Annotated in this window: 19 protein-coding genes; 8 read left to right on the top strand and 11 right to left on the bottom strand. The window is 61.1% G+C overall.

Annotated features, from left to right (window positions below):
- Positions 1–33: 33 nt before the first annotated feature.
- The 4 genes from PH605_RS16390 to PH605_RS16375 form a co-directional block, all read right to left on the bottom strand.
- Positions 34–375 (bottom strand): tRNA-binding protein, encoded by a 342-nt coding sequence (locus tag PH605_RS16390; protein ID WP_003522868.1) that lies wholly within the window; start codon positions 373–375, stop codon positions 34–36.
- Between the two features lie 11 nt (positions 376–386).
- A complete protein-coding gene (proC, locus tag PH605_RS16385) occupies positions 387–1,205 on the bottom strand; it encodes a pyrroline-5-carboxylate reductase (protein ID WP_142845455.1) in 819 nt (272 codons plus the stop codon).
- A 1-nt stretch (position 1,206) separates the two neighbouring features.
- Entirely contained in the window at positions 1,207–1,707 is a 501-nt protein-coding gene (locus PH605_RS16380; RefSeq protein WP_003522870.1) for a YbjN domain-containing protein, read from the bottom strand.
- Between the two features lie 427 nt (positions 1,708–2,134).
- A complete protein-coding gene (locus PH605_RS16375; protein ID WP_003522871.1) occupies positions 2,135–2,398 on the bottom strand; it encodes an accessory factor UbiK family protein in 264 nt (87 codons plus the stop codon).
- A 308-nt stretch (positions 2,399–2,706) separates the two neighbouring features.
- Here PH605_RS16375 and lgt point away from each other — a divergent pair, with 308 nt between their 5' ends.
- From lgt to PH605_RS16345, 6 genes are all read left to right on the top strand, one after another.
- On the top strand, positions 2,707–3,519 hold the full coding sequence (lgt, locus tag PH605_RS16370) for a prolipoprotein diacylglyceryl transferase (RefSeq protein ID WP_161987927.1): 813 nt from the start codon (positions 2,707–2,709) through the stop codon (positions 3,517–3,519).
- Positions 3,520–3,534: 15 nt separating this feature from the next.
- Positions 3,535–4,635, top strand: a complete 1,101-nt coding sequence (locus tag PH605_RS16365) for a class I SAM-dependent methyltransferase (protein ID WP_142845453.1) — start codon at positions 3,535–3,537, stop codon at positions 4,633–4,635.
- Positions 4,636–4,786: 151 nt separating this feature from the next.
- Positions 4,787–5,581: a peptidoglycan editing factor PgeF gene (gene pgeF / locus PH605_RS16360; RefSeq protein WP_142845452.1), complete on the top strand. Its 795-nt coding sequence runs from the start codon at positions 4,787–4,789 to the stop codon at positions 5,579–5,581.
- A 1-nt stretch (position 5,582) separates the two neighbouring features.
- Positions 5,583–6,734, top strand: coding sequence for a M24 family metallopeptidase (locus tag PH605_RS16355; RefSeq protein ID WP_142845451.1), 1,152 nt, complete (start codon positions 5,583–5,585; stop codon positions 6,732–6,734).
- 89 nt (positions 6,735–6,823) lie between these two features.
- Positions 6,824–7,573, top strand: coding sequence for a hypothetical protein (locus PH605_RS16350; RefSeq protein WP_065655721.1), 750 nt, complete (start codon positions 6,824–6,826; stop codon positions 7,571–7,573).
- A gap of 221 nt (positions 7,574–7,794) precedes the next feature.
- The gene (locus PH605_RS16345) at positions 7,795–8,727 is read left to right on the top strand and encodes a ribose-phosphate pyrophosphokinase (RefSeq protein ID WP_003522877.1); all 933 of its coding nucleotides are present in this window, start codon (positions 7,795–7,797) and stop codon (positions 8,725–8,727) included.
- 224 nt (positions 8,728–8,951) lie between these two features.
- Here the strand turns inward: PH605_RS16345 and PH605_RS16340 are convergent, their stop codons facing one another.
- From PH605_RS16340 to PH605_RS16325, 4 genes are read right to left on the bottom strand one after another with little or no spacing between them, the layout of a single operon-like run.
- Positions 8,952–9,800 carry a phosphatase PAP2 family protein gene (locus PH605_RS16340; RefSeq protein ID WP_142845450.1) on the bottom strand — a complete coding sequence of 283 codons (849 nt, stop codon included), beginning with the start codon at positions 9,798–9,800 and terminating at the stop codon, positions 8,952–8,954.
- On the bottom strand, positions 9,790–11,298 hold the full coding sequence (locus PH605_RS16335) for an ArnT family glycosyltransferase (protein WP_161987922.1): 1,509 nt from the start codon (positions 11,296–11,298) through the stop codon (positions 9,790–9,792). The genes PH605_RS16340 and PH605_RS16335 overlap by 11 nt, the downstream gene beginning before the upstream one ends.
- The gene (locus PH605_RS16330; protein ID WP_031233742.1) at positions 11,273–11,560 is read right to left on the bottom strand and encodes a lipid-A-disaccharide synthase N-terminal domain-containing protein; all 288 of its coding nucleotides are present in this window, start codon (positions 11,558–11,560) and stop codon (positions 11,273–11,275) included. Before PH605_RS16330 ends, PH605_RS16335 begins: the two co-directional genes overlap by 26 nt.
- A 20-nt stretch (positions 11,561–11,580) precedes the next feature.
- Positions 11,581–12,420: a glycosyltransferase family 2 protein gene (locus tag PH605_RS16325; RefSeq protein WP_065655719.1), complete on the bottom strand. Its 840-nt coding sequence runs from the start codon at positions 12,418–12,420 to the stop codon at positions 11,581–11,583.
- 189 nt (positions 12,421–12,609) lie between these two features.
- Here PH605_RS16325 and PH605_RS16320 point away from each other — a divergent pair, with 189 nt between their 5' ends.
- Positions 12,610–14,874, top strand: coding sequence for a methyl-accepting chemotaxis protein (locus PH605_RS16320; protein ID WP_142845449.1), 2,265 nt, complete (start codon positions 12,610–12,612; stop codon positions 14,872–14,874).
- Between the two features lie 132 nt (positions 14,875–15,006).
- On the opposite strand, the gene adh is transcribed toward PH605_RS16320, so the two are convergent.
- From adh to PH605_RS16305, 3 genes are all read right to left on the bottom strand, one after another.
- A complete protein-coding gene (gene adh / locus PH605_RS16315; protein ID WP_142845448.1) occupies positions 15,007–16,524 on the bottom strand; it encodes an aldehyde dehydrogenase in 1,518 nt (505 codons plus the stop codon).
- Between the two features lie 173 nt (positions 16,525–16,697).
- On the bottom strand, positions 16,698–17,657 hold the full coding sequence (locus PH605_RS16310) for a helix-turn-helix domain-containing protein (protein WP_065655946.1): 960 nt from the start codon (positions 17,655–17,657) through the stop codon (positions 16,698–16,700).
- A gap of 105 nt (positions 17,658–17,762) precedes the next feature.
- Complete coding sequence (locus tag PH605_RS16305) at positions 17,763–19,847, bottom strand: putative bifunctional diguanylate cyclase/phosphodiesterase (protein WP_142845477.1); 2,085 nt, start codon at positions 19,845–19,847, stop codon at positions 17,763–17,765.
- A gap of 305 nt (positions 19,848–20,152) precedes the next feature.
- On the opposite strand from PH605_RS16305, the gene PH605_RS16300 reads away from it, so the two are divergent.
- Complete coding sequence (locus tag PH605_RS16300) at positions 20,153–20,761, top strand: 50S ribosomal protein L25/general stress protein Ctc (protein ID WP_065655715.1); 609 nt, start codon at positions 20,153–20,155, stop codon at positions 20,759–20,761.
- The last annotated feature ends 49 nt before the right edge of the window (positions 20,762–20,810 follow it).

Below are 20,810 nucleotides of genomic sequence, written 5' to 3'. Positions count from 1 at the left end.
CCATTTACTCCGGCACTGAGCCGTCGTGTTCCATCAGCACATTTTCTCGCCGTTCGGTACTGGCCGTTCAACGGCGGCAAGCACGATATCGCCATTGGCATCGGCAAAACCGAGCGTCAGAACCTCGGACCGGAAAGGGCCGATCTGGCGCGGCGGAAAATTCACCACGCCCAGAACCTGCCGGCCGACAAGGCTTTCCAGCGTATAATGCACCGTGATCTGCGCCGAGGATTTCTTGACGCCGATCTCCGGCCCGAAATCGATCTTCACCTTGAAGGCAGGCTTGCGCGCCTCGGGAAAAGGCTCGGCTTCGATGATGGTGCCGACGCGGATATCGACCTTCTCGAAATCGGCATAGGAAATTTCACCGCTCATGGCCCGCCCCTTCAGCCCGCCAGCTCTTCGGCGCGCGTTTTCGCGGCAGCGACCGCCCTGTCGAACAGGGGCTGCATGCCGTCTTCGGCCATCAAAACGGACAGCGCCGCAGCCGTGGTGCCGCCCGGCGAGGTGACGTTCTGGCGCAGGCGCGCCGCTTCGTCGGAGGATTGATGCAGAAGCTCACCGGCGCCGGCCACGGTCTCGCGCGCCAGACGCATGGCCACATCCGCGGGCAGACCGGCCTTGCGACCGGCTTCGGCCATGCATTCCACCAGGTAGAAGACATAGGCCGGGCCGCTTCCCGAAACCGCGGTCACTGCGTCGATATCGCTTTCGGCATCCACCCATTCAACCGGGCCGCTGACTTTCAGCAGCCCGTCCACCACCGTTTTAAACTCCGGCGTCACCAGCTCGTTGGCATAGGCCCCCGTGACGCCGCGGCCGACCATGGCCGGTGTGTTGGGCATGGCACGCACGGCGGCAACCTTGCCGAAATGCGAAACGAACGTGCCGATGGTGGTGCCCGCCGCAATGGAAACGACGACCGTATGCGGGCCCAGCAGGGGTTTCAGTGAGGGCAGTACGGCTTCCATCATCTGCGGCTTCACCGCCACGAAAAGAATTCCGGCCTTTACACCCTCGGGCACGCCTTCGCTATGGGTGGCTCCGGCTTCCGCAATCGTCGTCCGCATCGCGTCGGAAGGGCGCGGATCGATCACGATGACCTGCGATCCCGGCACGCCCTTTTTCAGCCAGCCTGAAAGCAGAGCGCCGCCCATATTGCCGGCGCCCACCAGGACGAGCGGCCCGGAAGCCTTATATACCATCTTACGCTTCTCCGACGGTCTCGAACATGACCGCTTCGATTGCACTTTTCGCATCCAGCCCCGACCAGACGACGAACTGGAATGCCTGATAATATTGTTCGCAGGCTTCCAGAGCGCTGGAAAGCAGCACTTCCACCTGCTGGTTGTTCGGTTCGGCGCCGCCCGCCAGAAGCAGGGACTGGCGGAAGATAACCACATCTTCCTGCCGCCACAGATCGAAATGCCCCATCAGCACCTGACCGTTGACCTGGGAGAGCAGACGAATGACTTCGTTGACGCGCTGGTCCGGCACCTTGATGTCGAAGGCGCAGGCAAGATGCAGCGCCTCGAACTCTTCCATCCATGAAAAGGAAACGTGATAGTCGGCCCAGTGACCGGCGACTGTCATGGCGATCTCATCTTCGCCCGAACGTTCGAACGACCAGTCGTTCGAGGCCGCGACGATCTCGATCATGTCCACGGGATTGGACTGACGCTCAATTTCAAATTCTATCAGACTCATGCGGCACCTTCTCAGCCGGTAGGAATGTCCTGTTTTGAACGCCGGGCACAAAACGCACATACAAACCGGGATAAACATTTGAGACGATTGCCCGACACCACCAGAATTACGCATTCACCCTGTCTGGAGCTTACCAGGTCTTTTCGAATCATCATTTAAAATCAGTGTATAATGGCCGAGTCCTGCTGCCACCCCTTCCCCGCCATTTTTGCTTTTTGAACAGTGGATATCTCCTCCCCCATCACCTCAGGCGAGATACATAAGCGACTCTGCCGATTGCGTTTTTTGGAAGTGTCCACAGGCCCAAAAAATTCGCGCCGGAGGGATGTTTTTAACAACCGGGAGTCATTTCGGGCGGAATGGGCCGAAAACAAAAAGTCCCGGAATCGCAAGCGATCCGGGACCCGTCGAAAAAAGCGTTAAAAAATCAGTCCTTGGCGGCGGAAAGCTTCGCTTCCAGAGCCTCGATACGGGCGCGCAGCGCGTCGTTTTCATCACGCGCCTGAATGGCCATTTCGCGAACGGCATCGAATTCCTCGCGCCGGACGACGTCCAGACTGTTCAGCCAGCGATCCGCCTGGGCGTGAAAAGCGGCTTCGGCTTCCTTGCGCACACCCTGCGCCGCGCCGGCCGCATCGGTCATTAGCTTGGCGAATTCATCCAGAAAGCGGTTGGTGCCTGTCGTGCTCATGGCGCTCATCCTTCGTCGGTTCAGGGGCATCGTCTTGCCCGCTGTTGCTAGCCTTCAGGTAGGCACTCCATCGCCGCCTTGCAAGCGAAATCGAAAAATCGCAAGAGCTTGCATGGCCTTTGCTATCTTAAGCCGCAGCTTGAAGAATAACCTTGACCGCCGCCATCGCAATCGCCATTTTCCTTGGCGTCAGGGAGACCGGTGAGCATCATCGCCCGGCCCCTTGAGGCAATGGCTCGTTCCGTTGTCCGCCCCGCAACGATGACGGAATATACGGATTGTTAGCCGCTCCCACCCAACTCGCCATCATGCCCTTCCCCAATATCGATCCGGTAGCGCTGTCCCTCGGCCCGCTCTCGATCCACTGGTACGGTATCGCCTATGTCGCCGGCATCATGCTCGGCTGGTTTTATGCCCGTCGCCTCGCCCGCACGGATCGCCTGTGGCCGAACGAGACGTCGCCGATTTCGGCGCAGCATCTTGACGATTTCATCCTCTGGGCAGCCGGCGGCATCGTGCTCGGCGGGCGCATCGGCTACATCCTGTTTTACGATCTCGCCGCCGTCGCCGCCAATCCCATCAGGGCAATCGAGATATGGAATGGCGGCATGTCGTTCCATGGCGGCCTGATCGGCACCACCATCGCCATGATCCTTTTCGCCCGCAAGAACAGCATTCCGGTCTGGAGCATGTTCGACATCGTCGCGGCCGTAGCACCCATCGGCCTGCTGTTGGGGCGCATCGCCAATTTCATCAATGGCGAATTGTGGGGGCGCATCGCCGACGTGCCGTGGGCGGTCGTCTTCCCGACCGGCGGCCCCTTCGCGCGGCACCCGAGCCAGCTTTATGAAGCGGGCCTCGAAGGCCTTGTGCTCGTCATCGTTCTTGCAATCGCCATCTATGCCCTCAGGGCGCTGAAGACGCCCGGCGTCGTCACCGGCATCTTCGTCTGCGGTTACGCGCTGTCGCGCATCTTCGTGGAGTTCTTCCGCGAACCGGACGCCCAGATCGGTTATCTCGCCGGCAACTGGCTGACCATGGGCATGGTGCTCTCCACGCCGATGTTCGCCCTCGGCCTCTGGGCGGTTCTGCGGGCGCGCAGCGCGGCAAAAAGCGCCTGAACGGTATGACCCGCCATGACGACACCGCTCGCGCAACGCATCAAATCACTTATCCGGCTCAACGGTCCGCTTAGCGTTACCGACTTCTTCTCGCTCTGCCTCGCCGACCCGGAGCACGGTTATTACAGGAGCCGCGAGCCCTTCGGCCGTTCGGGCGATTTCATCACCGCACCTGAAGTCAGCCAGCTTTTCGGCGAAATGCTCGGCGTTTTCGTGGTCCATGCCTGGCAGAGGCACGGCGCGCCCATGGAAACCCAGCTGGTGGAAATCGGCCCCGGCCGCGGCACCATGATGTCGGACATGCTGCGCGTCATCCGCCGCATCGCACCGCCGCTTTACGAGACGATGCGGGTGCATCTGGTCGAAACCAGCCCCCGCCTTTCCGCCATCCAGAAGGAAACACTGGCCGCACATGCGGGCAGACTGACCTGGCATGACAGTTTCGACGACGTGCCGGAAGGTTTCCTGCTCCTCGTCGCCAACGAGCTTTTCGACGCCATTCCGATCCGGCAATTCATAAAGACGCCGCAGGGTTTCCGCGAAAGGGTCGTCAGCCTCGACGCCAATGACGAACTTGTGTTCTCGACCGGGCTTGCCGGCATAGACCCGGCTTTGCTGCCGCCGCAGCCGGAACGGCAGCCGATTGGAGCCATAGTCGAGATTTCGCCTGCCCGCGAAGCCGTGATGACCGCGATCTGCCAGCGCCTCTCCGCCCATGGCGGCACGGCGCTCGCCATCGATTACGGCCATCTGGTCGCCGGTTATGGCGATACGTTGCAGGCCATGCGCAACCATACCTTCGACCCGGCGCTTGCGCATCCCGGCGAAGCCGATCTCACCAGCCATGTCGATTTCGAAAGCCTCGTGAAAACGGCCGAAGCAACCGGCGTACACGTCAACGGCACCCTGAGACAGGGCGACTTTCTCTATGGTCTCGGTCTCAAGGAGCGTGCGGCCGCACTTGCCGCCAAGGCCACGCCCGACCAGACGCTGGAAATCGCCGAAGCGGTCAACCGCCTCGCCGGCGAAGGGGCCGGCAAGATGGGGGAACTTTTCAAGGTCATCGCCGTTTCAAGTCCCGCGCTTCATCTCCTGCCGTTTCGCGCGGTGGATTGACAGCGCAATCACCTCTGGGCCAACATCGCCGCGACACACGAAGCAGGCACACTGCATCACACACGCCGCGCAACGCCGCGGCAACCGGAAACATCTCGCTTAACCGTATCTCACTGGCCAACAGCGATATTCTCCAAGGAACTCCCGCACCATGCAGAACGCAACGCTGCCGCTCCCCATCCAGAGTCCCCTGCTCGCCGACTACAGCAAAAACCGTATCCGCCACGGTTTTTTCACCCGACAGGGCGGGGTGTCGGAAGGGCTTTATCAGGGCCTCAATGTCGGCCTCGGCTCGCATGACGAACCGGAACGGGTGCAGGAAAATCGTCGGCGCGTAACGCAATGGTTCGGCCTGTCGGCGGAGCGCCTCGCCACCGTGCACCAGATCCATTCCCCCGATGTTCTCGTGGTCGATGAAACCTATGACGGCAGCCGCCCGCAGGCCGACGCCATGGTAACCGCGACACCGGGTTTCGTGCTTGGCGTGCTGAGCGCCGATTGCGGCCCGATCCTGTTTGCCGATGCGGAAGCCGGCGTCGTGGGTGCGGCCCATGCCGGCTGGAAAGGCGCGCTGTTCGGCGTGCTCGAAAACACCATCGAGACCATGACGACGCTCGGCGCCAGCCGGGAGCGCATCGCCGCCTCGCTCGGCCCTTCCATCAGCCAGAACAATTATGAGGTCGGTCCGGAATATGTGGCGCGTTTCACCGATATCGATCCGGCCTATGCGGATTATTTCGCCGCGACGGAGAAGGAAGGCCACGCATTGTTCGACCTCAAGCAATTCACCATCGACCGGCTGACGAAAGCCGGTGTGAGGGCGGAAAATCTCGGCCTCTGCACCTATCCCGACGAACATCGCTTCTATTCCTACCGCCGCACCACCCACCGCGCCGAACCCGATTATGGCCGGCAGATTTCCGCAATCGCAATTCTGGAGGACTGACATGGCCCTGCATTTCGAGCTTTCGGAATTCGATGCCCGCCGCGAGCGTCTGCTCGCCAAAATGGCCGAGGAGAAGCTGGACGCCCTGCTGCTTTTCGCGCAGGAAAGCATGTATTGGCTGACCGGCTATGACACGTTCGGCTACTGCTTCTTCCAGACGCTGGTGGTCAAATCGGACGGCTCCATGACGCTTCTGACCCGCTCGGCGGATCTGCGCCAGGCCCGCAATACCTCCATCATCGAGAATATCCTGATCTGGGTCGACCGGCCCAATGCCGACCCGACGCTCGATCTGAAGAACCTGCTGAGCGATCTCGACCTGCTGGGTGCAAAGATTGGCGTCGAATACGACACGCACGGCATGACAGGCCGCGTCGCCCGTCTGCTGGACAACCAGCTCGCCAGCTTCTGCCAGATGAGCGACGCTTCCTATCTCGTCAGCACACTGCGGCTGGTCAAAAGCCCGGCCGAGATCGCCTATGCGCGCAAGGCGGGCCAACTGGCCGATGCGGCTCTGGACGCGGCGCTGCCGCTCATCAGGCCCGGCGCGGACGAGGCCGCAATTCTCGCGGCAATGCAGGGAGCGGTTCTGGCCGGCGGCGGCGATTACCCCGCCAATGAATTCATCGTCGGTTCCGGCGCGGATGCGCTGCTGTGCCGTTACAAGGCCGGCCGCCGCAGGCTCGACGACAAGGATCAGCTGACGCTGGAATGGGCCGGCGTCAGCGCGCATTACCATGCCGCCATGATGCGCACGGTGGTGATCGGCGAACAGGACTTCCGCCAGAAGGAGCTTTACAGCGCCTGCCTGCAAAACCTCACCGCCATCGAAGAGGTGCTGCGACCGGGCAAGACCTTTGGCGATGTCTTCGACGTGCATGCCCGCGTGATGGACGAACGCGGCTTGACCCGCCACCGGCTGAACTCCTGCGGTTATTCGCTGGGCGCGCGCTTCTCGCCGTCCTGGATGGAGCATCAGATGTTCCACGCCGGCAATCCGCAGGAGATTACCGCCGACATGACGCTTTTCGTGCATATGATCGTGATGGATTCCGATTCCGGCACGGCCATGACGCTCGGCCAGACCTATCTGACCACCGACGGCGCACCGGAGCCGCTCTCGCGCCACAACCTCGATCTTCTCACAGCTTAAATCGCTGCCGGGTTTGACAGAGCGGGAAAACCGCCCTTACATTGCGCCACCTTGGGCAAGAAGGAGCGGAACATGAGAGGGAAAATCGCATGAGCCGGACGGGGTTCACCCCCCTTTTTCCGGCCATCATTGTTCCAGCGATGATGCTGGCCCTGTCAGGCTGCAACACGACGGAAGCGCTTACACCGCAGGTGGATGTCGGCCACAATGCCTCGCAGTCGACACCCGTGACCCAGGGCGATCTCGACCAGATGGCCGCCGCCGCCGACCGCGCGCCCACGGGCGCTCCGGCAACCGCAACATCCGTTCCCGCCTATGCGCCGCAAAACTCGTTGCAGGCGCAGGCACAGGCGCTGTCCAACGGCAGCCAGTATGGCGAGCCGCTTCGCCAGAACCAGACCGCAACCCAGCCACCGGCGGCCGCTCAACCCGCTCCCGCGCAGCAGACGGCATCGCTTGCGCCTGCCTCTTCCGCAAACTCCATCCGCTTCCTGCCGATCATCGGAGCGCCGGTTCAGGCGGTGACGCCGCTGTCGCGCCAGCTCGGGGCCGAAGCGCGGGCGAAGGGGCTGACCATCCGGGCCTCAAACGACAATTCGGCCGAAAACATCCTGAAGGGATATTTCTCCGCCTTTGCCGATGGCGCCAAGGTCAATGTCGTCTACGTCTGGGACATTCTGGACGCCAATGGCGTGCGGCTTCACCGCCTGCAGGGGCAGGAAACGGTGGCGGCAAAAGGCAGCGATCCATGGGCCGCCGTGACCGACAGGGTCATGCAGGATATCGCTGCAAAAACGCTCAACGACTATTCGTCATGGAAGCAGTCTCAACAGGGATGAGGTGAAAACGGCGGGAGAAGTCACAGAGATTTCACGAAAATCATTGCGAAAGCGCGGAGTCCTCTTGCAATCGGAAGCAACAGCGCTATTAAGGCGCGCATGGCAACAAGGCGTATCCGGCAAAGGCTTTTCAGCCGGATGTTCCTCCCCTTGAACGACGCTTGGTTACGGTGGATTGAGCCCCGTGATGCAAGGCGATGGCATGGAAACAGGCGGCCGCAATGAAGGTTTTCGCAGGCAATTCGAACCGGCACCTTGCCGAAGCGATCTGCAAGTATCTTAACGTTCCTCTCGGAAATGCCACTGTAAAGCGGTTTGCTGACCAGGAAATATTCGTAGAAATCAGCGAGAACGTGCGCGGCGAAGACGTTTTCATCGTCCAGTCCACCTCCTTCCCGGCAAATGATCATCTGATGGAACTGCTCATCATGATCGACGCCATGCGCCGCTCCTCTGCCAAGCGCATCACCGCGGTGCTGCCTTATTTCGGTTACGCCCGCCAGGACCGCAAGGCCGGCCCCCGCACCCCGATTTCCGCCAAGCTCGTCGCCAATCTGATCACCGAAGCCGGCGCCGACCGCGTTCTCACCCTCGATCTCCATGCCGGCCAGATCCAGGGCTTCTTCGATATCCCCACCGACAATCTCTTCGCAGCGCCCATTCTCGCCCGCGACGTGAAGGACCATTACGACACCAACAATGTCATGGTGGTTTCGCCCGACGTTGGCGGCGTGGTTCGCGCCCGTGCACTCGCCAAGCGTCTCGACTGTCTTCTGGCCATCGTCGACAAGCGTCGTGACCGTCCGGGCGAATCCGAAGTCATGAACGTCATCGGCGATGTCTCCGGCAAGGACTGCATCCTCATCGACGACATCGTCGATTCCGGCGGCACGCTCTGCAACGCCGCTGAAGCGCTGCTGAAAAAGGGCGCCACCAGCGTTACCGCCTATATCACCCACGGTGTGCTTTCCGGCGGCGCGGTTGCCCGTGTTGCTTCCTCGAAGCTGCGCGAACTCGTTATCACCGACAGCATACAGCCGACCACCGGTGTCCAGTCCGCGCATAATATCCGCGTGGTCAGCACCGCAGGCCTGCTCGGCGAAGCGATCAACCGCACCGCACAGGAACAGTCGGTTTCCGGCCTGTTCGACTGAGCAGCTGCGGCAAACCTCGACAACCGTTCTACGGATTTCCGGGCAGTTTGCGTTCCATGTTGAAATCGCTGGTTGCCTCGACGTCGTCCTCGGCCCTGCGCCGAGGACCTAGTCACGTTGAATAAGATCAACAGGTCGCAGATCCTCGGAGACCCGAGGATGACGCAGGAGCGTCTGGCGCGCTTCGCCATTCACCTCATCGAAGCGAACCTTCGAAGTTCCTCTTAAGACGATGCCGCACCCGCATCCGGCGGCCGTTGCAGGCGTGAGGCTGCGGCCTTGATTTTCGGCCACCAGCGCCGAACCCGGGCCAGGACAGCATGGCGACCGTTACGCCAGATACTGACCGTATCGGCCGTGACCGCATCGCCGGTAAACAGATGGCGATGACGCCCGATCACCAGCGCCCGGTAGAGAAACAGGGTCGTGAGGGCGGAAAACAGGATGGACATCACCACATCGCTGAGGAAATGCCCGCCGGCCGCGATGCGCAAGCCGGACATGAGGACGATCATGCCGGCGGCGATGCTTCCCATCGCCAACCGTCCGCGCCGTTGCAGCCGGGGCCAGACGAGCACGCAGAGCGGCAGGAAGAAACTGGCGATCAGCGCGGTTTCGCCGGAAGAAAACGAGCAGTTCGAATAACATTGCGCACTGTACTGAAAAGGCGGCGTGAAAAGCTGCTGCCCGCCGAATTCGGTGACGCTGAATGGGCGCGCGCGACCGATGGTCGCCTTCAGCACACCATTGACCAGAAGCCCGGCACAGAGGATCACCGGCCCACACAGGAAGGCCCAGACCCGCCAGCCGGTTCTCTGCAGCGTGCCCAGCCGAAGATTACCGACAAGGATCACGAAAGCCAGAAGGGTGGCAAGCTCCGTACCTTCGCGCAGCGTATCCCGCAACCATTCGGGAAACGGCTCACGGCCGGACCATGGCTGCTCGACGGGCGAGAAAAACAGGGCGGAGAATCTGAGATCGATCGAGGGAAAGGTCGCGAACAGGATGACGAGCGCCAATGTGGCGAGTGTCACCCAGATCGTGATCCGCATATGCGAAAGATCATTGTCCATTGCTGCCCTCCGGCATGCATCGTGGCAGCAGGCGCCAGAGTCCGATTTCCCTGCCCTCGAGGAAACCCGGCCCGGCGGTCCAGCGGGCGACCGGAGCTTCGCCGGCAAGGCAGGCCGGCAGGCCGTCCGCACTTGCCAGAAACAGGGGATTTTTCGCCTCGCCGGGTTTCAGCGGGTAAAGAAGCGCATAGTGACTGGAAGGCACGCCGGTTTCAGGCAGCGCGCGCGTCATCACCTGCTTCTCATCCCGAAGCTGATAAAAAAGCTCGGCAAGTATCGAACGGTCGGTAGCGACGATGGCGTCCGCACTCGCCTCGCGCGCCCGTAACAGACCGGTCGACACCAGCTCGGCGCGCCCGAGATACCGCGCCATCGCCAGTTCACCTTTCGGCAGGCGCAATTGCGTTCCGGCAATGGTCATCAGCGGCAGCGCGATGGCCACGATGCTACCAAGTACAAGGGTGGACACGGTGAGCCAACGCCGCGACGCCAGGACCGGCACCGCCAGAAGCACGCCGGCCGCATAGGCCCCGACCGCCCAGTTGGCGAGCGCCCGTGACATCAAACCCTGCGCGGTGATCAGCAGAACGATCGGAACCGAAAGAGCGACCAGCGCCCGGGTTTCGGCATTCTTCGCACGAATTGTTGCGACGATCATGCCGACGAAAACGAATGGTCCGACCACACCCGCCTGCGAAAAGAAGAACTCCAGCGCGGAGCCGATCTTCAGCTGGACGCCATGCCAGTTCGCATTATCCGCCGTATGACGTGCGGTCATGAAATCATGCGCCGCGTTCCACCACAGATTGGGCGCGATGACGGCGACGCAGACGAGCGCAGCAATCGCCGCGTCACGCAGCCGGATGCGCCATGCCTCACAGAGCCAGCCGGCGGCGATGAAGCAGGGTAGAAAATAGATCATCGCATATTTCGACATCAGCCCGAGGCCGAAGCAGAGACCGAGGGCGATGCTCCAGCCCAACGCCGCCCTGCCCTCGCGGCGGGCGAGCGCAAGCTTCCGCACGGAGATCATCGACAGCACGATGAACAGCATCATCGGCGTATCGGTCGAGATCAGCAGGCTGCCGAGCGTTACGGCCGGCAAGGTCAGATAGATAAGGGCGGCCAGGGATGCCAGCCTGACATCATAGATCATGCGGCCGAGCGCAAGGATGGCCGCCGCCGCGACGCCATGCACCACGGGCGCGGCCAGCCGAACCTGAAACGTGCCCTCGCCGCCACCCAGAATGGTTGCCGCGCGAATGAGCCAGCCGATCAGGGGCGGCTTGGAATAGGCGCCGAGCGCCATCTCCCTACCCCATAGCCAATATTGCGCCTCATCGACGAAAAGGTCTGTGCGGTTGAAGGCCAGCCCAAGGATGCGCAGTGCGGTGACGAGGACGATCGCCACGAATGCAAATGTCAGCCATCGGCGCTCATCGCCTGCCTGCGCATAAGGCAGGGTCGCCGCCTCATGCATGCTGGCGGCGTTCTGCATGAATCAACCAGAGATTTCGGGCATAGATGAAAAGGCCGGACGCCTGGCCCAGAATGAAGACCGGATCGCGCCGCCAGATGGCGTAGGAAAGCAGCACCAGACCGCCAAGAACGGAAAAATACCAGAAAGCCACCGGAATGACCGAGCGGTTCGCCCGTTCCGAAGAAATCCATTGAACCAGAAAACGCATGGTAAACAGCATCTGGCCCATGAAGCCGGTGCAAACCCACAGAAATTCCTTCCAGCTGTTCACATGCAGCATGGACCATAAAGCCGGTGCATTCACGGCGATGTCTCCGTTTTGAAAGTTTCAGCCCAGCTTGACCGCTTTCGCCGGCGCAGTAGCCAGGCGACGCCGATCAGGTCGTGGATGCCGACAAGCGCGCGGCCGATATTGGTGTAATGGGAATTTCCGTGCAGCCGCGCCCGGTGTGTGACGTCGACATGGGTGACCTGCCAGCCGTCGCGATTGAACAGCGCCGGGAAATAGCGGTGGTGATGATCGAAATAGGGCAAGGCGAGATAGGCGTCGCGGCGGAAGGCCTTGAGCCCGCAGCCGGTGTCGCGCGTGCCGTCCTTTAAGATCCGCGCCCGAAGCCCATTGGCGAAGCGGGAGGAAAGACGTTTTCCAAGCGTATCGCGCCGACCGACACGCTGGCCGGCCACAAGACCGAGCCGGCTGGGAGCGCTGGCGGAGAGAAGCGGCGCGAGAAGAGCCGGCAGATTGTCCGGCGGGTTCTGCCCGTCTCCATCCAGCATGCAGATGACAGGCGCACGCGCCGCCTGCACACCGCTGTGGATCGCCGCAGACTGTCCGCCCTGACGATCATGCCGGACGAGCCGCAGCATCGGGTAACGATCGCCAAGCGCAAGCACCGCATCGACCGTGCCGTCGGAAGATGCGTCGTCCACCACCACGATCTCGAAGGCGCCGACGGGCTGGCAGGCGGCAAAAATCTCCGCCACGAGCGTTTCCACACTCGCTTGCTCATTGTGCATGGGCACGACAACGGCGAAATCCGGCCTCGGTTTCACGCTGGCTCCGTCATATCCGTCCGCACTCAGTCCGCAGACATCATTGATATTGGCGAGAGAAGGAGCGCGGAAAGCTTGCATGAACATGAACAGCCGTTGAACTTCACTCGATATGCGCCCGTTCTATTGCAGTTTTATTACGGGAAACGCGTCAGTGGCGGCCGGCTATTTTTTCACGGCATGCGGGAAACAATCGTACAATTCCCAGCACTTTTAACGCGGCCGTAAACAATTTTTGCCACGGTATGGCCACGTTTTTTGGGGGGAGGAAACAGGATGCCGGGTGTAAATCCGACTGCTGTCAAAGCTAAATCATTGTCGATAAAGGCCAAATTCGCAGCGCTCGTCACGGGCGCAACGCTGGTTTCATGTCTTTCCGTGGGGCTGTTGTCCTACGAGATGGGGAAGTCGGGACTGATCGACGCCAGCGAAATCAGGCTCGAAACGGTTGCAGGCAACCAGTCCAAGCAGCTTGATGCCTATACTTTGCGCGTCGAACAGAGCATTTCCGAGCTGTCGCAGAACGCCGCGGTCGCACAGGCGCTGGAAACGATGACCACCGTTGTACCGACGGAAAGGGATGCGATCATCCAGGCTTTCCGGCGCGAGGGCGTCTCCGAAGAGGAGCGCGCCTCCTTCAATGGCGAAGGCCTGCGACTGCTTTACGCCATTCGCCACGCCACCATCAACGCCGCCATCGCCAGCGTCTGGCGCAACACCCGTGTCAGCGACATCTATGTGATCGACAAGACCGGCCTCATTATTTACACTGTGACCAAGGGGAAGAACTTCCTCACCAGCGTGACGGAACCGCAGAACGCCGCGATCAAGGACCTGTTCGACCGCATCGAAGCCGGCAAGGACGGCGTCGTCAGCACCACAGGTTTCACTGGCGGCGAAAATGATTCGGCCATGATCGGCATGCCGCTCGCCGTCTCCAACTGGGGCCAGCTCCAGCGCAAGGGCGCCGTCATCATGCGCATCGCCGCTGATCGCATCGGCGCGGTGGTGACGCCCGAGGAAACCGGCAAGACCATCGATGACGCCGTTCTCCTGAGCGCCGACGGCAAACGTCGGGCCGGCGTACTGTCGGGCGGTGCTGACGCTGCGGTTTCCGAAAGCCTCGCCGCCCTTTCCAACGCAAACAACGCCGGAACGGTGATGGCGCAGACACCTGCGGGCAACATCTTCTATGCCTACCGCCCGGTCTCCGTCTTCGGCCAGAAACATCTTTTGGCCATCGGCCAGCAGGAAAGCAAGGTCCTCGCCGCCGCCAACGATCTCGCCTTCTGGGCAACGGTCGCGACGCTGGCCGTGCTTGCGATCATGACGCTGATCGGCATTTTCGTTTCCGCGAGCCTTACCAAGCCGCTGACCGGCCTTGCGGGGCTGATGGAGCGCCTGAACGGCGGTGAAAACAACATTGAGATCAAGGCCGTTTCCCGTGGCGACGAGATCGGCATCATGGCGCGCGCGCTGGAATCCTTCCGTCAGGGCATTCTGGACAAGCAGCGCATGGAAGCCGAATCCCATCGCAAGAGCGAAGAACTGGACGAAGAACGCGCCCAGCGGGAAATGGAAAAGGCAAGAAGCGCGAAAGAACTGGAAGAGGCTGTTGACGCACTTGCCACCGGTCTTGCCAATCTCGCGGCCGGCAGGCTCGATCTCCGCATCGACAAATCCTTCGTGCCGTCGCTCGATCATCTCCGCATCGACTTCAACAACTCCATGGCAGGCCTGGAAGCGACCATCTCCAACATCGGCGAAAGCGCCAATGCCATCCGCTCCGGCTCCGGCGAACTGAAAAGCGCATCGGAAGACCTGTCGCGGCGCACCGAACGCCAGGCCGCAGCCCTTGAGGAAGCGGCAGCGGCACTCGGAGACATGACGCAGGCCGTCAATCTCTCGCTGTCGCGCTGCAATGTCGCCGTCGAGGCGACGGCGGGCACGATGCAGGATGCGCACAAGTCCACGGCTGTCGTTAAAGAAGCGATCGTGGCGATGGAACGCATCGAGACCTCGTCGGCCAAGATCCGCCAGATCATCGATGTCATCGACCAGATCGCCTTCCAGACCAATCTGCTGGCGCTGAATGCCGGTGTGGAAGCCGCCCGCGCCGGCGAAGCCGGCAAGGGCTTTGCCGTTGTGGCGCAGGAAGTTCGCGAGCTTGCCCAGAAATCGGCAGCCGCCGCCCGGGACATCACGACGCTGATCGCCACCTCGGCGGGCGATGTGGAAAGCGGCGTGGCGCTGGTGCTGAAGACGGGTGAAAGCCTTGAGCAGATTCAGAAACGCATCCAGTCGGTCAACGACCAGATCGGCGAGATCGCCACCGCATCGCGTGAACAGTCCGGCCGCCTCAGCGAAATCAATGCCTCCGTCAACGAACTCGACCATGTAACGCAGCAGAACGCGGCCATGGTGGAGGAAACGACGGCGGCCGCTTTCTCGCTATCCAGCGAGGCGGACGGCCTGACCGAACAGGTGGGGCAGTTCTCGGTCGGCGGCCTCCGCCAACGGGACCAGCGTTACGCGGCATAAACCGCAACGAAAAAAGGCCGGAGGCAAAACCTCCGGCCTTTCTGTTTGAAGCCGGGCTCCCAGGGGCCGAAGCCCCTGGGAACACGCCGGCGATCTGGCACCACAGCCCCTCGCCGGCTTCCGGGGAGGACCTCAGAAGAAACCGACCTTGTTCGGGCTGTAGGACACGAGCAGGTTCTTGGTCTGCTGGTAATGATCGAGCATCATCTTGTGGGTCTCGCGACCGATGCCCGACTGCTTGTAGCCGCCAAAGGCAGCGCCCGCCGGATAGACGTGATAGCAATTCGTCCACACGCGGCCCGCTTCGATGCCCCGGCCGGCCCGATAGGCAATGTTGGTATCGCGGCTCCAGACGCCTGCGCCCAGACCGTAAACCGTGTCATTGGCGATTTCGAGCGCCTCTTCCAACGTCTTGAAGGTTGTGACGGAAACGACCGGGCCGAAGATTTCCTCCTGGAAAATCCGCATCTTGTTGTTGCCTTCGAAGACGGTCGGCTGGATGTAATAGCCATCCTTCAGATCGCCCGTCAGCGTCTTGCGGTCGCCGCCGGTCAGAACCTTGGCGCCTTCCTTCTTGCCGATCTCCAGATAGCCCATGATCTTGTCGAACTGTTCCTGCGAGGCCTGCGCGCCCAGCATGGTCGACGGATTGAGCGGATCGTCCTGGCTGATCGCCTGAACCCGCTTGATCGCCTTTTCCATGAAGCGGTCATAGATCGATTCATGCACCAGCGCACGCGACGGGCATGTGCAGACCTCGCCCTGATTGAGCGCGAAGAAGGCGAAACCTTCGAGCGCCTTGTCGAGGAAGGCATCGTCCTCGTTCATCACATCGGCAAAGAAGATGTTCGGCGATTTGCCGCCCAGCTCCAGCGTGATGTTGGTGACGTTATCGGCCGCATAACGCATGATTTCCTTGCCGACCGAGGTGGAGCCGGTAAAGGCGATCTTGGCGATGCGGTTGCTCTGCGCCAGCGGCTTGCCGGCTTCGAGGCCCGTGCCGTTGACGATGTTGAGGACGCCGGGCGGCAGCAGGTCTTCGATCAGTTCCATCACGATGAGAATCGAGGCCGGTGTCTGTTCCGCCGGCTTCAGCACCACGCAATTGCCGGCGGCAAGTGCCGGTGCAAGCTTCCACGCGGCCATCAGGATCGGGAAGTTCCACGGAATGATCTGGCCGACGACGCCGAGCGGCTCATGGAAGTGATAGGCGACCGTATCGTTGTCGATTTCGCCGATCGTGCCTTCCTGGGCGCGGATGCAGCCCGCGAAATAACGGAAATGGTCGATGGCGAGCGGAATATCCGCATTGGTGGTTTCGCGCAGCGGCTTGCCGTTATCCCAGGTTTCGGCACGGGCGATGAGATCGAGATTGTCTTCGATGCGCTGGGCGATCTTGAGCAGGATGTTGGAGCGCTCCGTCACGCTCGTCTTGCCCCATTTATCGCGAGCCTTGTGGGCCGCGTCGAGCGCGAACTCGATGTCGGCTGCATCCGAACGCGGCACTTCGCAGATCTTGTGGCCGGTCACCGGCGAGAGATTGTCCATGTAGCGGCCGGATTTCGGCTCCACCCATTTTCCGCCGATGTAATTGCCGTATTTCAGCTTGAAGGGCGCTTCGCCCGCTTTCTGCTGAACCTGAATGTTCATGATTTCATCCTCCCTGATGAAAACGATCCGCAACGGACCGCATGGGAGGAAGGTGGGCCTAGATGGCACGGTTCGGTAGAGGGGCGGCGCGGTTCCGCAGCGCACATTGTCTCACATCTGCGACAAAGCCGCCGCGATCCGGCGTGATTGTCCGGATCGCCCCCGCACGCACCTCAATGCACGTCGAATTTCTTCATCTTGCGGTGAAGGGTGGCGCGGCTGATGCCGAGCAGCGAAGCGGCCTGCGTGACATTGCCGTTGGTGCGCGACAACACGCGCCGCAGCGCCGAACGCTCCGCTTCCGCGAGGTCGGAACCGCCATCGTGGCGCTGTTCCTGAAGAACATCGGCGGCGGGCAGACCCTGCGCGATGCGGGCATCGTCCAGCTTCAGCGCGAGACGAGCGGCACGGGTCGCGCCCAGCACGAGATCGTCCTGATCCACCGCGAGCAGCGACAGCGCCGCGCCGAAACCGCTCGGGACGACGACGATGCGCGCACCCGGAAAGGCACGGCGGAACAGATTACCCTCGATGCGCTGCGCCGCGTCCTTCACCGCCTGGGTGACAAAAGAAAAGGTCATCTCGTTGATGTCGTCGCGGCAGGTGGAAATATCGAGCGCGCCGGTCACCCGGCCGGTATGATCGCGGATGGGAGCCGTGGTGCAGCAGAGTTCGGTATTCGACGTGAAGAAATGCTGATCGCGGTAGACCACCACCGAGCGCTCATCCACCAGTGCTGTGCCGATACCGTTGGTGCCCACGCTTTCTTCACTCCAGACCGCCCCGGACCAGAGGCCAAGCGCCCGGAAATCACGATCATCGCCAGAGGCGCCGCGCCGCTCCAGCGCAACGCCCTGCGCGTCGGTCAAAAGCAGGCAGCAGCCGGATCTGCCGACGCTTTGGAAAATGCGGTCGAGTTCATCCGTGCTTTCGGCAATCAGGCCGGCCGCACTTTCGCGGGCGCGGCGGAACTCATACTCGCTGAGGAAGATCGGCTTGCGGTTTTCCTCCGGTGCAAGATGATGTTTGACCATGCAGCGACGCCAGGAGGCGACAATCGGAGAACTTGCGGCTGCGGAACGATGGCGCGCGGTTTCATACACGCGTTCCGCATGGGCGATGTCTGTCGGCATACGCTCCTCCCAAAGCTTTTCGGCGATGGTGCGCTGGAAGCGGCCATGTTTCAACAAAAAATTTCGCGACCGGCCTTGCCGGGCGCAGCCGCAGGTGCCGCCGGACTATCGGACCGCCTTGAAATAACGCCGGCCGGCGGTCACGTCCGTTTCATCCTCGGCCGAGAGGAACGTATCGTCCACGAGATTGGCGATGGAAGTCAGCGGACCGGGCTTGCCAAAAAAGAAGCCCTGCACCTGCAGGCAACCTTCACGCCGCAGGAACTCGATATGGGCCTTGGTTTCAACGCCTTCCGCAAGCACCGGAATATTGAGGCTGTGCGCCAGAATGAGCGTCGAGCGAACGATCGCCTCCGACTGCACGTTGGTCGACAGGCCATCGATGAAGGCGCGGTCGATCTTGATCTTGTCGAAGGGGAAGCTCTGCAGCGTCGAAAGCGAGGAATAGCCCGTGCCGTAGTCGTCCATGGCGATCTTGACGCCGAGCGACTTGAGTTTGCGGATGGTGACGAGGGCGTGGCGATGGTCGGCGATGATGCTGCCTTCGGTAATTTCCAGCTCGAGCCTCTCCGGCGCAAGTCCCGTTTCGGCAAGAATTCTCTCAACCTTGTCGGGGAAATCATTATCCGCAAGCTGCTGCGGCGCGACGTTAACGGCAATGGCGAGTGACTTTTTCCACCGCGCAGCCTGCCCGCAGGCTTCTCTCAGAACCCATTCGCCCAGTTCGACGATAAAGCCGGTCTGTTCGGCGATCGGAATGAATTCGGTCGGCGAGACCATGCCCCGTTCGGGATGGTTCCAGCGCAAAAGCGCTTCGAAACCGACGATGCTGCCGCTTTTGGTGTCGTTCTGCTGCTGGTAATAAAGCTCGAACTCGTTATTGGCGAGGCCGCTGCGCATGGCGATGGCCAGCACGTTGCGCTCACGCGCGGCCTCGTCCATGGATTTGTCGTAAAAGCATATGGTGTCCGAAGTACCGCTTTTTGCCCGGTACATGGCGACATCCGCCTGGGCCATCAGCGTATCGGCATCGATGGAGCCGGTATTGCGAACCGATATGCCGACGCTTGCGCCGACCGAAAATGTCTGTCCGTTCCATTCCACCGGCTTGCTGATCTGCTCGATCAATCGCTGGGCGAATTCCGCGCCGTCGGCGCGGGTGTAATAGGAATGGGTCATCGCCACGAATTCATCGCCGCCCATGCGGGCCAGAAACTCTCCGGTCTTCAGCACGGAACTCGCGCGGTCGGCGATGGCGCGCAGCACGGCGTCGCCTGCCGCATGGCCATGCACGTCATTGATTTCCTTGAAACGGTCGAGATCAATGGAAAGGAGCGCGGTGTGTGCGCCCAGCGAGACATGGCGTGTGCGGCGATTGAGATGCTCGATGAATGCCGCCCGGTTGGGAATACCAGTCAGCGGATCGTGCAACGACAGATGGCGATAGCGGGCAACCGCCTGCTGGGTGGACTGCGCATCGATGACATAAGTGGAGAGCCCGAGCGCCAGAAGCAGAAGCGTCACCGCAATGGCGCCTCCGCCCATGATGGCCGGCGGAAGCAGGTTTTCCGGAATGACAATGCGCGGGTCGAAGGCGAAGGACATCGACGCCATGCCGGTATAATGCATCGAGGCAATGGCGAGGATGAGAAACGCCACCGCGCTATACTGGCAGAAACGGTTAACAGGCCGGGCAACGCGATTGACCGCAATGGCGCCGAGCACAGCTCCCAATATCAGCGAGGCGATGACATAGGCCTGATCCCAGAAAATCATGCCCTGAACATTATAGGCGGCCATACCGGTATAATGCATTGCCGCAATGCCCAGGCCGAGGACCACGCCACCGGCTTCCACCAGCACGCTGCGCCCGCCATAGGCGGAAATGCCGAGGCCGGCAGTCGTTGTGGTAATGGCAATCAGAAGCGACAGCCCGGTCAGATAGGGATCGTATCCCACATCGCCCGCCGCGACATAGCCCAGCATCGCCACGAAATGGGTGGTCCATATCGCCGCCCCGCCATTGACGCCGGCCAGAAACAGCCAGTTGACCTTCTGCACGCCCGTCGCCAGACGTGCCTTCGAAAAAAGGCGCATCGACACGAAACTGCCCAGCATGCAGACGAAGACCGCTGCGGCGGTGTATCGATAGTCGTGATCGATGGTGAGGCACTGGAGAACTTTGAGCATTGTCATCTACGCAATTGGAATTTTGCATAGCCTTATCATTCGCCAAGTTTTCACCCGGTTTATGTGCATGGATAAGCATATATTAAAGGTTGCAACAAACGAGTGAATTAGTGAAAACTAATAAAATTACAAAGCGGCACCCGGCAAAAACGGGCCGCTCTTGTCTTTATGCCCCGTTTGTATTATAGCGCCCGCACCCGTGTAGACACCCTTGGAGGCAACGCGGGCGGGATGGCCTCTGGCCTCTCCGGTTCAGGCCGCTTCGTTCGGCGTGAACTCTCCATATAACCTCGAAAGGAATTGCCATGAGCAAAGAATCGTATGAGCTCAAGGCCGAGGCGCGCGAACGAGTTGGTAAGGGGTCCTCTCGTGAACTTCGCCGCAACGGTTTGATTCCCGCTGTCATCTATGGTGACAAGCAGGCCCCCATTTCCATCGCGCTCTCGACCAACGAAGTCACCAAGCGTATCCACGCTGGCGGTTTCATGACGACGGTTGCGACCATCGACGTCGACGGCAAGAAGATCAAGGTTCTCCCGAAGGACTACCAGCTTGATCCGGTCCGCGACTTCACCATGCACGTCGACTTCCTGCGCGTTTCGGGCAACACGCTCGTCAACGTCGAAGTTCCGGTTCACTTCGTCAACGAAGAAAAGTCGGACATCAAGATCGGCGGCGTTCTGAACATCGTTCGCCACACGGTGGAATTCCACTGCCCGGCCAACGACATTCCGGAATTCATCACGGTCGATCTCGCTGGTCTGAAGATCGGCGACAACGTCCACATTTCGAATGTGAAGCTGCCGAAGAACATCACGCCGGTTATCGCCGACCGTGACTTCACGATCGCAACGATCGTTGCTCCGGCCGCTGGCGTTGCAGAAGAAACGACCGAAGAAGCTTCCGAGGAATAATCGGCGGCCGCAAGGCCGACAGCTTTGAACAATGAGGCCCGTTCCGTTT

The sequence above is a fragment of the Agrobacterium sp. CFBP 3001 genome (assembly GCF_027871605.1).
GTDB classification, from domain to species: Bacteria; Pseudomonadota; Alphaproteobacteria; order Rhizobiales; family Rhizobiaceae; genus Agrobacterium; species Agrobacterium leguminum.
This window is presented reverse-complemented; position numbering and strand designations above follow the sequence as displayed.